8 protein-coding genes and 1 pseudogene are annotated in these 14,383 nt (G+C 56.9%); 2 read left to right on the forward strand and 7 right to left on the reverse strand.

The genetic code is table 11. The annotated features are described in order from the left end of the window. Positions 1–228 precede the first annotated feature (228 nt). Positions 229–756: pseudogene (locus NO934_RS18900) on the reverse strand (PAS domain-containing protein); the annotation flags it as partial. A gap of 122 nt (positions 757–878) precedes the next feature. Here NO934_RS18900 and NO934_RS18905 point away from each other — a divergent pair. After that, positions 879–1,754: a Ku protein gene (locus NO934_RS18905; protein WP_309164259.1), complete on the forward strand. Its 876-nt coding sequence runs from the start codon at positions 879–881 to the stop codon at positions 1,752–1,754. Here NO934_RS18905 and NO934_RS18910 read toward each other — a convergent pair. The 6 genes from NO934_RS18910 to treZ form a co-directional block, all read right to left on the reverse strand. Further along, complete coding sequence (locus NO934_RS18910) at positions 1,751–2,590, reverse strand: Ku protein (protein ID WP_375143318.1); 840 nt, start codon at positions 2,588–2,590, stop codon at positions 1,751–1,753. The genes NO934_RS18905 and NO934_RS18910 overlap by 4 nt on opposite strands. 279 nt (positions 2,591–2,869) lie before the next feature. Beyond that, positions 2,870–5,569, reverse strand: coding sequence for an EAL domain-containing protein (locus tag NO934_RS18915; RefSeq protein ID WP_309164263.1), 2,700 nt, complete (start codon positions 5,567–5,569; stop codon positions 2,870–2,872). Between the two features lie 257 nt (positions 5,570–5,826). After that, the gene (gene glgX, locus NO934_RS18920; protein ID WP_309164264.1) at positions 5,827–7,887 is read right to left on the reverse strand and encodes a glycogen debranching protein GlgX; all 2,061 of its coding nucleotides are present in this window, start codon (positions 7,885–7,887) and stop codon (positions 5,827–5,829) included. Beyond that, on the reverse strand, positions 7,880–9,046 hold the full coding sequence (locus NO934_RS18925; protein WP_309164265.1) for a sugar phosphate nucleotidyltransferase: 1,167 nt from the start codon (positions 9,044–9,046) through the stop codon (positions 7,880–7,882). Before NO934_RS18925 ends, glgX begins: the two co-directional genes overlap by 8 nt. A gap of 120 nt (positions 9,047–9,166) precedes the next feature. After that, the gene (treY, locus tag NO934_RS18930; protein ID WP_309164266.1) at positions 9,167–11,416 is read right to left on the reverse strand and encodes a malto-oligosyltrehalose synthase; all 2,250 of its coding nucleotides are present in this window, start codon (positions 11,414–11,416) and stop codon (positions 9,167–9,169) included. Further along, positions 11,413–13,128: a malto-oligosyltrehalose trehalohydrolase gene (gene treZ / locus NO934_RS18935; protein ID WP_309164267.1), complete on the reverse strand. Its 1,716-nt coding sequence runs from the start codon at positions 13,126–13,128 to the stop codon at positions 11,413–11,415. Before treZ ends, treY begins: the two co-directional genes overlap by 4 nt. Positions 13,129–13,816: 688 nt before the next feature. On the opposite strand from treZ, the gene NO934_RS18940 reads away from it, so the two are divergent. Further along, positions 13,817–14,002, forward strand: a complete 186-nt coding sequence (locus tag NO934_RS18940) for a hypothetical protein (RefSeq protein WP_309164269.1) — start codon at positions 13,817–13,819, stop codon at positions 14,000–14,002. Positions 14,003–14,383: the final 381 nt, after the last annotated feature.

Below are 14,383 nucleotides of genomic sequence, written 5' to 3' on the forward strand. Positions count from 1 at the left end.
CGCCTCGGGACCGGTTACGGACGTCGCAAGCCTTAGGGCGGCTGCAGCGTGTCCGGTCGGCTCACTGCCGGCAAGTTGCATCGCCACGAAGGGAAAGTCACGGCGGTTCTCGGAAAAAGTCCTATCGACAGCGTGGTACAACGCACTCCTATCTTGGACCGATTTGAGAGCGTCCCCCAATTGTCGCAAGGTCTCAAGGCGGCGCTCGCTGATGATCCGCGCTGTCTCCTCGCTGACCACGCACAGCATGCCACCAACTGTCCCATCATTTTGAAAAAGGGGGCTATAGGAAAAGCTGTGATAAGTTTCCTCGGGATAGCCACTGCGCTCAAGCAGCAGGAGCATGCCCTTGTTCCACGTCGCTTCCCCCGCACGGACACGTTCGACCTGGTCGGCGACGTCATCGTAGACCTCTGGCCAAACTTCGCGAAGCGGCCGGCCAAACATCTGCGGGTGCTTAGCCCCCAACGTGGGGATGTAGGCGTCGTTGTAGAAAAAAAGGAGATCGGGGCCCCATCCCAGCCACATCTCGAAGCGCGATGTGAGCAGCATTCGGAGCGGTGTTTTGAGCGCCTCGGGCCAATCACGCGGCTCACCGAGAGGCGTCTGATGCCAATTGAAACCGCGCATGAGGCGCGACATCTCGCTGGTACCGGGGAAAATTTCGGTAAGCTCTTCAATAGTGTAGTGCACGGGTCCCCCTAAGAACTGGCCTCTAACGCCTGACCTATTCAAATCGTTGCATCGGTGACTCATCTGGATTCACACGGTCATCGATATCTCAGCTTTCGAGGCCATAACGCGGCGGTTCGGGTTTATAGCAAGGAACACGCAAGCCCGTCGCATCGTTTGGCATGCATTCACATGGAGAAAGCATCTTGGCGCCGCGTGCTATCTGGAAAGGTTCGATTAAGATCGCCGAGCTCGTCTGCCCGGTGGCCATGTACACCGCTGCGTCGACCTCCGAACGCATCTCGCTTCATATGATCAATCGCAAAACGGGGCACCGCCTGCGCCGGGTGTATGTGGACACAAAGACCGACAAGCCCGTCGAGCGTGAGGACCAGGTCAAGGGATACGAAACCAGCGAAGGCCAGTATGTTGTCCTTGAACCCGAGGAGATCGCCGCAGCCGTTCCCGAAAGCGACAAAACGCTTAGGGTCGATGGCTTCATCACCTGCAAGCGGATCGAATCGACCTATTTCGACAAGCCATACTACCTGCTGCCTTCCAACGATATCGCCGAGGAAACCTTCATCCTGATCCGCGAGGCATTGCGCAAGCAAAAGTCCGCCGCGATTGCCCATGCGGTCCTGTTTCGTCGGCTTCGGCCTGTTTTGATCCGGGCGCACCGGAAGGGACTGATCGCCACCACGTTGAATTTCGACTATGAGGTGCGTTCGGCCAAGGAAGCGTTCGGCGGTATCGCCCAACGCAAGATCGATCCCGAGATGCTGGAGCTGGCCCAGCACATCCTCAAGACAAAATCTGGAAAGTTCGATCCCGAATCCTTCAACGATCGCTATGAGGAAGCCCTAGCCGAGATGGTGAAGGCCAAGATCGAAGGCCGCAAGGTCATTCCGCTGCGGCGGCCTGAACCGACCAAATCCAACGATCTGCTCGAGGCTCTGCGCGAAAGTGCCGGTGTTAAAGGTGGCGCCAAGACCAAAAAGCCGGCCCGCAAAGCGACGCGAAAAACCAACTCATCGAAAAGCAAAACCGCCGCCAGCTCAGCTCGGAAGAAGGCAAGTTAGCCCTTTGACTTCTCTTTCTCTGCGGGTTTGCCTTCCAGGCTCTTTTTGAGCGCAGACATCAGGTCGATGACATTGTCAGGTTGGGCTTCCTGTTTTTCGGCAGGCTTGGCTTTTCCTTTGCCTTTCTTGGGCTGCCGCGACTTGATGATTTCGAGCAAACGATCCTGCACAGGGTCTTTGACCATCGACTCTTCCCAGGGCACGGTGCGATCCTCGATAATCTGTTCGACCATCTTCAGAAGCTTGGCGTCCGGTTTCTCATCATCGACTGCTTTGAAATACTCATCCTCGTCACGCACCTCGTCGCCATAGCGCAAGGTCCAGAGCAGGATTCCCTTATCCCAAGGCTGCAGCATCACGGCGCGCTCGCGGTTACCGAGCACCAGCCGGGATATGCCTACGACGTCGCTTTTCTCCATCGCCTCACGGATCACGGTAAAGGCCTCCTCACCCACCTCATCGGCCGGCGCCACGAAGTAGGGGCTGTCGTAATAAACCCATTCGATCGTGTCGGTCTCCACGAACTCGTCGATGTCGATGGTTCGGGTGCTTTCGAGCTGAACTGCATCGAGGTCTTCATCCTCGAGCAGCACGTAGTCGTCTTCGGCGCGCTCATAGCCCTTGACCTGGTCGTCATCCTCCACCGTCTTTCCGGACACGGCGTCAACATAGCGGGTGTAGATGCGCTCGCCGGTATTGCGGTTGAGAGTGTGAAAGCGGACTTTCTTACTGTCGGTCGTAGCCGGGGAGAGTGTCACAGCGCAGGTCACGAGCGATAGCTTGAGATAGCCTTTCCAATAGGGTCGGGGTGCCACCGGCGTTCTCCTTGGATGCATCGAGGATGCAAACGCTTAGACAGGCTTGGTGTTCCGATGCTCTAGACGAGGGCGGAAACCGCCCAATGGCTTAGAGCATGTCATCATAGCAGGGCTTGCTTGCGAGCGCCGGATAACGCAAAGCGAACGATGGGTCTGATCGATAGATACAACACCATCGCGGACCGCGGTGAGATTCGCTGATGATCTTAAAAGACTGAGCTTGTTCGGTCGGCTGTTCGCTCGCTCCAGACCACCATTTTAATTGTGATCGGTACAACAGAGCACAATGGCCTTCTGCTATGGAGCAACAGCTAGGCGGGGATAACCGCGGCATTGCTCGACGACCATAGCGCGCGCTTTTGCGAACGGCTCGGGGCGTCCAAAGAGGTAGCCCTGTCCGAAGTCGCAGCCCCAAGCTGCAAGCTTTAGCGCTTCACCTTCGGTTTCTATGCCTTCTGCGACCGTTCTCAGTCTGAGTGCTTTGGCCAAGCCCAGCATGGCCTGGACGATTTCTCTTTGGTTGGTGTCCTCCCCGAGGCCAGAAACGAACGACCGGTCGATTTTGATTTCGTCCACCGGCAAGGTTCGCAAATGCGCCAGGGAGGCATAGCCTGTTCCGAAATCATCGAGCGAAATGCCGATGCCACTTTCGCGCACGGCTTTGAGGTTGCCCGCGACGCTATCGCCCAATTCATCGAGAAGAACGCGCTCGGTGATCTCGAGCTTTATTGCGCCTTTAGGGAGCTGCTTTGAGTTCAGCAGGTCGAACAGAAAATCCAAAAACTCTGTATTGACGAGGTTTTCCGTGGCGAGGTTGAGCGACACAGGGCCGAAATCCAGACCATCTAGCGAACAAGAGGAGAGGTCTCGGACGACAATCTGAGCCATTCGCATTGCGATGGAATTGGCAAGCCGCGGGTCATCGAGCGCATTTCTGATCGCGATAGGCGTCAGCAAGCCTCTTTGAGGGTGATCTACGCGCAGGAGGGCTTCGAATCCGGCTAGCGTCTGGTGCCTTAGGTCCACGATAGGTTGGTAGAAGGCTTTGATCCACCCTTCTCTCAATGCGGTTCGCGCAAGATCCAAGGCTTCGGCGCGGTCAGACGCAGCGCTACTGATCGCTGGGTGAAAAAGCTTTACTCTCCCTTTCCCACCCGATTTCGCTGCGTATAGAGCCAGATCAGCCCTCTTGAACAATTCATCGGGATTTTCTTGGTGTCGGCCAAGGGCGCACCCGATACTGGGCCTACAGACTCGGGTTTTTTGGTTCTTTTTCAGTCGCGCATCGAGCTCTGCTTCGATCTGTTCCGCTCGAGCCAACAAATCCTCTTCGCCGTCGATGTGCTCGCAAATGATCGCGAACTCATCGCCTCCGAGACGGGCGATAAATGCGTCAGCTTCGGTTGCGTGGCGGAGATAGGTTGCAAAAAGTCGAAGAACGGCATCACCTGCCAAATGGCCGTATCGATCGTTGACCAGCTTGAAATCGTCCATGTCAAGGATCATCAACCCCACTGAACCCTGTGGCACGCGCAGACGGCGACGCAGTTCGTCCATAAAAAGGCGGCGGTTTGGGAGCCTCGTCAGATCATCGTGGTAGGCGTGTACCCGCATCTTCTCATTTGCGAGATATTGTTCGTGAACATCTTCGAGGGTACCATACCAGCGAACGATTTTCCCTGATGCGTTTCGACGGGCCGTCGCTCTCGCGCGCGCCCAGCGGTACGATCCATCAACGGTTCGGATTCGATAGTTGACATCAAGCGATTGCCCCGTTGATAGCGCAAGCTGCCAAAGACCGATCGTCCGCTCCAAGTCGTCCGGATGTAGAGCGGCAAGCCACCCATCTCCTAGTGCTTGAGCTTGCGAAATCGTTGTAAAGTCAGTCCACCGGGATGAAACGCTTAAAATGTTCCCATCAGGATCGGCGGTCCAAGGGATTTGCGGGTTCTGTTCGACTGTGTGTCTATAATGCTCTTCGCTCTCCCTCAAAGCTTCGAAGATGCGGGCCCGCTCAATGGCCAGAGCGGCAAGGCTTCTCAGACGCGATAGCTCCTCAAGCTCTGAGGCAGAGGGTTTTCGGGGCTCGCGGAAGTAAAATGCCATGGTGGCGATGACCTCCCCATTCGTATCAAACACAGGTTTGGACCAACACGCCTTAAAGCCGAGCGGTGCAAACAATGATCGCCAGCTATCCCAATGTGGATCGGTCGAAATATCGGTGCTGATCACGTCTCGCCGTTCAAAAGCGGCGGTACCGCAAGAACCTACTCCTTTGCCAATTTCTGTGTTCGGAAAGCAGGCCGTGATCTCTGGCGGCATTTTTGGTGCGATACCGGAAGTAAAGCACCCCCTGGAGCTGTCTACCAGAACCACGCTACAGGTCGCGCCAGCGATTTGTCCCTCCGCGGCGTCACACAGTTCGGCGAGCAATTGGCTAAGCTCTGTGCCGGCGGCAACACGTTCGAGAATTCTGCCTTGCGTAGCGTCACGCAACTCAGCGGTCAGCCACGCATGAGCGTTGATGGCGCACCCCACCCATTTTTCACCGCCAACGTGGCGAATGCTGAGCAGATGCTTGTGATGCACCCCATCATGCCGGCGGACGCGAATAACCGCCTGTGCGTTGTCCAAGCTCGGCCGTAGAGGTAGCCGTGCTTTGAATTCAGCGGCATCTGTCGGGTGAATGGCCTCCAACCATCCATGGCCATGAGCATGCGCCTGCGACATGCCTGTGAATTCTGTCCAATGTGCGTTGCTGAATTCAACGCCGCCTTGCGCGTCGCAAATCCACACCACACCAGGCACGGCAAGGGTAAGTTGCTCGAAAAGTCGTCTATCGTTCATTGCCATTTTCGGGAACGCCATCAGAAACCAGCACAATATCGAATACTCAGAGACCGCAACAGTTGGACCCCAGGCGATGACGCTCTGAATCGCACCGCGTGCAATCACGAACTGCGCTTTGGTTACCAGCTGATCACTGACTTTGCTCAAATGGTTCTGGGAAGATCCTGTTTGTCTGGGGCACTCTCCCCTGCTTTCAGAGAGATTGCGATCGGACACGTTGGGCTATGGCAGGCTGCGCGGCCTGTTGGAGGTGTTACGATCTTGTACCGCCTCTGCCGACTAGCCGAGTAAGGTGTCCTCGCCCAGCATCACAGCCTTACCAATGTCATCCACTGCCGGAGCGTCTTTCACGATGAGTGTTTCGAACGGATAAGTGCGTGCTTGGATCGGAATGGATGGGCCAATCACCCTACCAGTGCGAGGACTGATTGATGGGGCACCTCGATGATTCCCGCGGCCGGACGTTCGCATTCCACCGTGTGGCTGGCCGTCTGGATACGCAGAACCCATTCACCCTCGGGTAAGGTGAACCGGGCGTCGTCTCCTGCGTTTATGATGATCAAGACTTTGCTGGTTTCGCCCTCAAATATGTTGAGGCCAAGGCAGCGCTGCTCGTCAATCTGCCAATCATCCTCGGTCATCTCGCGTCCCTCTGGATGGAGCCACCGAGCAATTGGCTGAAACTCGAGATCGTCAGTGCGGGCGACCGCGAAACGCGCCTTTGACAGCTGAGTCTCTGCACGGAACTTGCTGAGGGCTGTCACAGTCGATTGAAGTTCGGGTCGAGCCCGGGTCCAGTCGAGCCACGAGATGGCATTATCCTGACAGTAGGCATTGTTGTTGCCGTTCTGGGTGTTGCCGAACTCATCGCCCGCCAGGATCATCGGTATTCCTTGGCTTAGCAGCGTCGTCGCCAACATGGCTCGAGCCCGCCGGACACGGGCCGCCACGATGTTCGGATCATCAGTCTCACCCTCGGCACCGAGGTTATCGGAAAGGTTGTGGTCGTGTCCGTCGCGATTGTCTTCGCCATTAGCCTCATTGTGCTTTTCGTTGAAGCTCACGGTGTCCCACAAGGTAAATCCATCATGGGCGGCGACGAAATTGACGCTTGAGGTCGCCGGTCGGTGGCTGTGATTAAATTGCACGGGCGAGCCTGCTAAACGTTCGGACATCGCGGGCAATTTACCAGGATCTTTGCGCCAAAATGCTCGGGTATCGTCGCGGAATTTGTCGTTCCACTCGCGGAAAGGCCACCGGTACCCACCAACCTGGTACCCTCCGTCGCCCACGTCCCATGGCTCGGCGATCAATTTGACGCCGGCTAAAATCGGGTCTTGGCGCAAGGCGTTAAAGAAAGATCCGTCTCGCTCAAAACCTTCCAATTCTCGTCCCAGAGTCGAGGCGAGATCGAAACGAAAGCCATCCACATGCATGGCCTGCACCCAGTAGCGCAAGCTATCGAGGATCATGCGCAGAACCATTGGATGGGAGACGTTTAAAGTGTTGCCAGTGCCGGTGGTATCGAAACTGTGACGCGGGTTTTCCGGCGAGAGCAGGTAGTAGCTGGCGTTGTCGATACCCCGGAACGAGAGCGTCGGACCCAATTCGTTCCCCTCAGCAGTGTGATTGAAGACAACATCAAGGATCACTTCAATGCCGGCAGCATGAAACCGACGAACCGCCTGTTTGACTTCTCGGATCTGCCCGGTACGCAAATAGCGCGCGTGGGGGGCAAAAAAGGACAGCGTGGAATAACCCCAATAGTTAGAAAGCCCCTTTTCGACCAGATAACGGTCATTGGCGAAATGATGGACCGGCAACAGCTCGATCGCCGAGACGCCGATAGCCTTGAGGTGCTCGATTATTGCTTGACTGCCCAGCCCCGCGAACGTGCCACGAACATCATCTGGGACTTGCGGATGGTTCATGGTCAATCCACGGACATGGGCTTCGTAAATGAAGGTATCCTGCCAGCGCGTTTTCAGTGCGTTATCGACATCCCAATCGAACTGCGTATCGGCGACCACAGCCTTGGGCATGAACGCTGCACTATCGCGTTCGTCAAAAGTGAGGTCGTCCTTGCCGACCTGATAGCCGTGCAGGGCATCGTTCCAGACAATCTCGCCACGAATCTCGCGGGCATATGGGTCAAGCAGGAGTTTGTATGGGTTAAACCGATGCCCTTCCTCGGGGGCATAGGGTCCGTGCACGCGATAGCCATAAACCTGTCCTGGAGCAATGCCTGGAAGATAACCGAACCAGATCCCGCCCTCCATCGTCGGAAGGGGAAGACGTGCGGTCTCGATCTTACCCTCATGATCGAACAAGCAAAGATCAACACTGGTGGCGTGCTCAGAAAACAGCGCGAAATTGGTTCCCGCCCCGTCGAACTCAGCGCCCAAAACCTCCGCTCGCCCAGAGTGAAGATCGAACCGCAGACCCTCGTCGGACGCTCTATCCATTGGCGCTGTCCAATGCTAGGCGAAGTCGCGGGCCACTCAAGCCTGAACGCGGAATACGACCCAGACGCACAAACCGGGAACTTGAACGTTGCTCAGCTCGACGGTCAAGCATGGCTTGAGTGACGAGAACCGTTCCGCCCTCAGTGCGGCGGAACCAACGGCCGTCTTCGAGCGGATCTTCGCCGATGACCGCATTTGACGGCAGTCGGGTTCCTGGAGCAACGATCGTCCGACTGAGCCGTGCCGCACCAAGAAGGGTGGCGCCGGGCATCAAAATGCTGTCGTTGCTCACACGCCAAGGACTGGACGCTACAGGTCCAGGCAGCCGGCACGGTCCGCCAGCGGCAAAATCGAGCTGTGCAAGCCGCAGGGCATCGAGCGTACCGATATCGCGCCAATAGACCTTTCCCGTGGTGTTCGACGGGGGCAGGCGATAGGCCATGGCGACCCCTTGCTCGACTGCGTTAGGAATAATGTGCTGCCCGAAGTCCGTTGCAGCCACATTCGCCGAGAGTGCGTTCTGGATCCAAGATTTAGAAAAGACGTATATGCCCATGCTGGCCATGGAAAAGCCGGGCTCGCCCACTATCGCAGGCGGGTTCGCGGGCTTTTCCAAAAATGAAGTAATCGTTCCTTGCCGGTTGGCGTGCATGACACCGAAACCACTCGCCTGCTTTTGCGGAACGATATCGACCGCAACGGTTACCGCGGCGCCCGACGCGCGATGGGCACGGATCAGCGCGCCGTAGTCCATCTCGTAGATGTGGTCAGCAGCCAGGACCATGATCTCGGTGCCACCCCACGCTTCAATCGTTTGCCAATTGCGACGGAGCGCATCAGCCGTACCCCGATAGCTGTCACGGCCATCCTTTATTGCAAGTTCTCCAGACTTGAAGTGTCGGCTCCAGCGCGTCGGCAAGTGCGCGGCTAGGGTTTGGGGCGCGAATTGGGTGGCGACCAACAGGCGGTCGAGGCCGGAACGCACGAGATTTGCCATCGCGAAGTCGATGATGCGGTGCCCACCGGCGAAAAATAGCGCCGGCTTACTTTCATTGGCAGTCAGTTCGAAAAGCCTCGTGCCTCTGCCTCCGGCAAGCAAAATCGTTGAGACTGATGCGGGATCAAAATCTTCGCTGGAAGAATTGGGTGCGGTTGGCACGCGAGTTTTCCCTCTTGCAATGGAGTAACCGGCCCTAGCGGCAGGCAAAATCGAACGCTCGAGGGGGTCGGCCGTTCCGTGAAGGATCCAACACATTGACGCATGTGTCTCCTCAACAGCTTATTGCCAACTGATGCACAACTCTCGATTGCCCCTGGTGCCCAGCCAAAGCGCTTTTCTTGACGCGACATGCGCAACTGGGCCAAACGAGAGGACAAGACGACGTTCCTCCCGCTCGCGCACGAGTTCCAAGGTCTCACCGCACCGGGTCAGGTACGCTTTCGCGTCCGCGAGGAAGTCACGTTCTGTGCGGCGAAAGGCCAGAAGCCAGCGGGTCAGCCGGTACTTTTCCCCGCCATATCCCTCATCTTGCTCCAGTTGCGCCAGGACAGCGAAGTCGGTCGGCAGACGGTTGTCCGGATCGGTAAGCGCTAGAAATTGCCCTTCTGAACCGCGGTAAAAATCAGGAAACCCGGGAAGAAGGGCCTTAAGCGCCAACTGGGCAAGCCCGAGGGCCTCTGCTCGCGCGACCAGCACATCGAGTTCGCAAGGCCCTTCAAATCGCCAGAACTCACAAAGGGCTGAGGCAAACTGGCACGCGGCAGCCTCGGTCTCCTGGTTCGGTCGAGTCCAAAAGGTTGCTTGCTTGGCCTCACGCATAGCCTTGAGAACATGCTCGGTGAGCCGGGCGCTGGCATCGGCTGGACCGGATCCCCAAATGGCCAGCGCCGATTGGGTGATATACCACCGCCAGCGCGGCTCAACCGCGCCGGCGCTTTCAAGCCTCTCAACGCCTTCCAGCAATTTGGCGAAAACCTCGGGTTCGTGGGAGATCGCCACCAGGCGCATTCGCGAATCTTCGGATCGTTTTGTATCGTGAGTGGAGGTCAGCGTCATTTCGGTAGGGCCACGGGCAGCGAGAAACGCGTTCGCCTCATCCTCGCTTACCGTCGCCTCGTCGGGCTCGGCACCGACTTCATTCGCCGCAATATAGCGGGTCCAGCGAAAGCCGGCTGTATCCTCTTGTGCCTTAGCTAGTAGGGCACCCGATACTTGTTGAAAGCGCCTAATAAAGGGGTAGGCCGCATCATTGTGCTGATCGAGGAACAAGCTCGCTATAGCATCAAGCGTCGAACTCGATCGCATCTTGGTGCGTGCTGCCTCGGTGATCAATTCGATCAGTGCATGATCTTCGGCTGCGTTGCTGTCCTTAGCAACATAGGTTCTGTAGCGCGGCATCGCCGCGATCATCTCAATAATGGCCTCTCGCAAACTTTCTGGACCGGGTTCGGCCAAAGGGCTGCCCAACAGCGCTCGGTCAGCAAGCCTTACAAGGTGATGGAGTTCGGCGGCCAACTCATTCTTAAGGATATCGCGCTTAGCGAGGTCGAGAGTGGTGGCGAAGCTTTCGTTGGTTTGGGTGTGATGGCGCCAAACGCGGTCCAACCGGTCTAGACCGTCCGCATCGGTCAGCAGCCTCGCGATCAGGCGGGCCGCCTCATACCCTGTGGTCCCCGTTGTCTTCCACTCCGCAGGGAGTCGCTCTTTGCCAACCACGATCTTTTCGACCCAGACTGGCGTTCCGGGCAGAACCTCGGATAGCCACTCGAGGTAGGTTCTGGGGTCAGCCAGCCCGTCGATATGATCGACGCGCAGCCCGTGAACAAGCCCAGCCTTGACCAAATCAATGGTCAAGGCGTGGGTGTCATCGAACACCGATCGGTCTTCGACACGCATGCCAATCAAGCCAGTGACGTTGAAGAAGCGCCGATGTGTGATCCCGTCGCGTTCGAGCTCCCAGTGGCTTAGACGCCAATGTTGCTGCGCATGGAGGGTGCGCAGCTCATTTCGCGTTTGAGCGGGGCGGGAACTTCCTTCAGCCAACGGGATCTTGATACCATCATGAACCCAGTGATCACCATCGATGGCGAAGCGATCCTCGAGCAGCATCTTTTCGAACGGTTCAGCCAAAATTGGCAGGACGATCGGACCAGCGTCCCAATCTATGTCGAAATGCCGCGCATAAGAGCTGGCTCGACCTTTGCGCAGCACGTCCATTAGCCATGGATTCTCGAAATTGAAGGCGGTGTGATTGGGTACGATGTCGAGGATGATACCTATGTTGCGGGCGAACGCTGCCTTAGCGAGTGCCTCAAAGCCAGCTTTGCCGCCCAAAGCCGGATCGATCTGGGTAGGGTTGGTGACGTCGTAGCCATGGGTGGACCCACTGGTCGCCGTAAAGATTGGTGAGAGATAAAGATGGGAGATGCCAAGCTCACCAAGATAGTCGAGCTGATCTTGGACGGTCGCGAAATCGACCGAGCCGCGAAGTTGGATTCGGTAGGTCGCCGTGGGAATAGGCGCAATCATTGCATCTCTGCCTTCGCACAAAGGGCGTACCGATCCTCATCAAGTGCATTGATGCGAAACTGAGCACCCTGGAAACTGAAAGTGTGTTGCCCTACCGTTCCGAGGTTGAGGCCGAGCCGCAAGCTGCCCTTGGCAAAGTGCCACTCTGCCTCGAGAGCTTTCTCGCCGCTCCTTTTCGCATCAGACGCGATGCGCCCGCTTTTGAGGAGCGGCACGACGTATTTTGAACGAAATGCAAGGCAGCGGCGGGTCATTTCCTGCCATGCTTTGGCCCGATCAGTCTCGCTCCAAGACAACTTTGAGCTATGGAATGTTGCGGCAGATGTTGGGTCGGGAACAGCTTCGCCCAATAGGGCGATGTCGGCAAACTCCGACGCACGTCCTTCGCGCACCAGCCGGCCCAATTCACCATCAAAATCGGCGAAATATTGGAATGGAGTGCTCTCGCCCTGTTCCTCTCCCATGAAGACCATGGGGATATAGGGGCTTACCAAGAGCAGCGCGAAGGCCACTTCAACTGCTGTCTCATCGGCGAGCGTGATCAGCCGCTCGCCATAGGGGCGGTTGCCGACCTGATCATGGGTCTGGGTGGCGTTGACGAAAGCGGTCGGTGGCAGATGGCGCGATGGCTGCCCACGCCGACGCTTGCACCCCAACCGTTCCTGGCCTTCCTCTATGTGACCATTCTTTAAGGCGAGAACGAGATCGCCGATCGGATCAACAGCGAAATTCTGGTAATAATCGTGATCTTCACCGGTGAGCGCAGTGTGGACAGCATGGTGAAAGTCATCGTTCCAATTGGCAGTCAGCCCTTCAATTTCACGTAAATGCGGCTCGTTGCGCTCGTCCTCAAGGACGATATGTAACGGTCGCCCCAAATCTAGGATGCGGACTGCTTCAGCCAGTTCGTCGAAGAACTGCTCGGCTCCCGGGCCGGCGATCTGATGCACCGCATCAAGCCTGAGCCCGTCCAGGTGATAATCAGCCAACCACATCTGCGCGCATTCGACCCAGAATTGGCGAACTGCCTCTTGGGAGAAATCGATCGCCGCGCCCCAAGGCGTATGTCTGTCCGGGTCGAAAAAATTGGGAGCGGACTGGTGAATATAGGCCCCCTCGGGACCAAAATGGTTCATAACGACATCAAGAAGCACCATGATGCCGTGCCCGTGGGCCTGATCAACGAAGGCTTTGAAATCATCGGGGGTGCCATAAGCGGGGTGCGGAGCGAAAGGCAGAACACCGTCGTAGCCCCAGCCAAATGTGCCAGGAAATTGTCCCACGGGCATTACTTCAATGGCCGTGATGCCTATGCTTGCAAGATCGCCAAGTTTGGCGGCGGCGGCGGCAAAGTTCCCTTGCAGTGTGAAGGTGCCCACGTGTAGCTCGTAGATCACCGCCTCGGCCCAATTGCGTCCATGCCAATTTTGTTTCCAGCGATATCGATCATGGTCGAAGAGAACCGAGGCGCCATGGACGTCACCCTGCTGCAGCCGGCTGGCAGGATCAGGAACGATCGCTTCATCGACCCGGAATTTATAGCTCGCGCCCACAGGTGCATCGGTCTCGGCCGACCAGAAGCCGTCAGAGCATCTGACGCATGCAATTTCATCATTGCCCATCAAGAGAGTGACAGACCGTGCCTGGGGAGCCCATGTTGAGATCGTCCAACCTTGATCGTTTTGGACCGGACCCCATTTTCGTGCCGCCATTGAACACCCCATCCACAATCTGCGGCAAACGCAAATCAGCCTGCGGTGTTCCGGACAGCAATCAAAGGAGCCCAACAACTAACCCTTGATCAGCCGAGGGAAGGTACAGACGCTGATCGGATCTCTGAACGGTCAGGTGCCGCCTCGACAGCAACTAGAGTGCTCGAGGCTGTGCAGCACTAATGAATCGCGCAGGGGGTTTGCCCATGGGCTCAAAATTCTCAAAATTTGCGGCGCAGGCTAGGTTGGCGTACGCAATCTCAGCCTTAGTCCGCGCCTTACGGCACCTACGATCGATAGAACAGTTTGGTCGACGCGGCTAAGTGTTGTGAAAGCCTGCTCGGGGTCGCCAGCTTTCAACAGCCACCTGCGTAGTGAGGCCTACCTCTGGCAATTACACCATAAGCGGATTGTAGCAAGGCGCTCATCGGAGGTGATTTACGGGACGATGAGCGGCTGGAGGAACGCTTGGGCTGACTGAAAACGACCATTTTGGCAGTCGTTCCAGTCATTGATACGCCAGCGAAAGAGGCAGTGCGCGACACTGAAATGGCAACAGTTCCTCTCGAACCACATCGGCGCAGTCTTCACGCCGACTTCGTCGAAAAACTTGCTCCTTGCCCTGAAGCAATTGACCGGAACAGCCGTAAGCGGGAGCGATTTCCTTAATCGACAAAAGGAGAGTCTCATGAGCAAACACCTTCCTCCGGTTCCGCCGGAAAATCAGAGCAAGAAAGGTCCGGGCGAGCACCGGGAGATGAGCCCGAGCTCAGCGAAGGGGCGCCACAGTCGCGAACGCAATCTCGCTGAGCAGGGCAGGCAGGGCAACATCAAGCAGAACACGACCAATCAAGGATTTCAGCAGGACAGATAGAAAATGTCGATTTCAAAGAAGACCGAGAAATCAGATCGCCATCACGGTGGTCCGGGCAGTAGCCATCAGCGGCCCGATTTGCCAGACCCGACCCAAGGGCGTGGCCCCTCTCCGGGGCAACCCACCAACGGGCCAGAATCCGACGTGTCAGGTGGTGGGGGTATCCGCGATAGCCATCATACACATAACCCAAAAACCAAGGGCGGGCGATGATCATTGACAGCTAGAAATCGTGCTTCAGCTGGGCTGGTCCTTGGATGGGAATCACACTTAACTTGCAGTACCGACCGGAACGCGCTCCCTCCACTCGTTGAGCTCAGCTGAAGTCTATCGCCGGCAATGTTGCGGCTTTTCAAGTCTGCGCAGGGGAAGCACAGGTCC

Origin of the sequence: Pelagibacterium sp. H642, from assembly GCF_031202855.1 — a bacterium.
Taxonomy (GTDB): Bacteria; Pseudomonadota; Alphaproteobacteria; order Rhizobiales; family Devosiaceae; genus Pelagibacterium.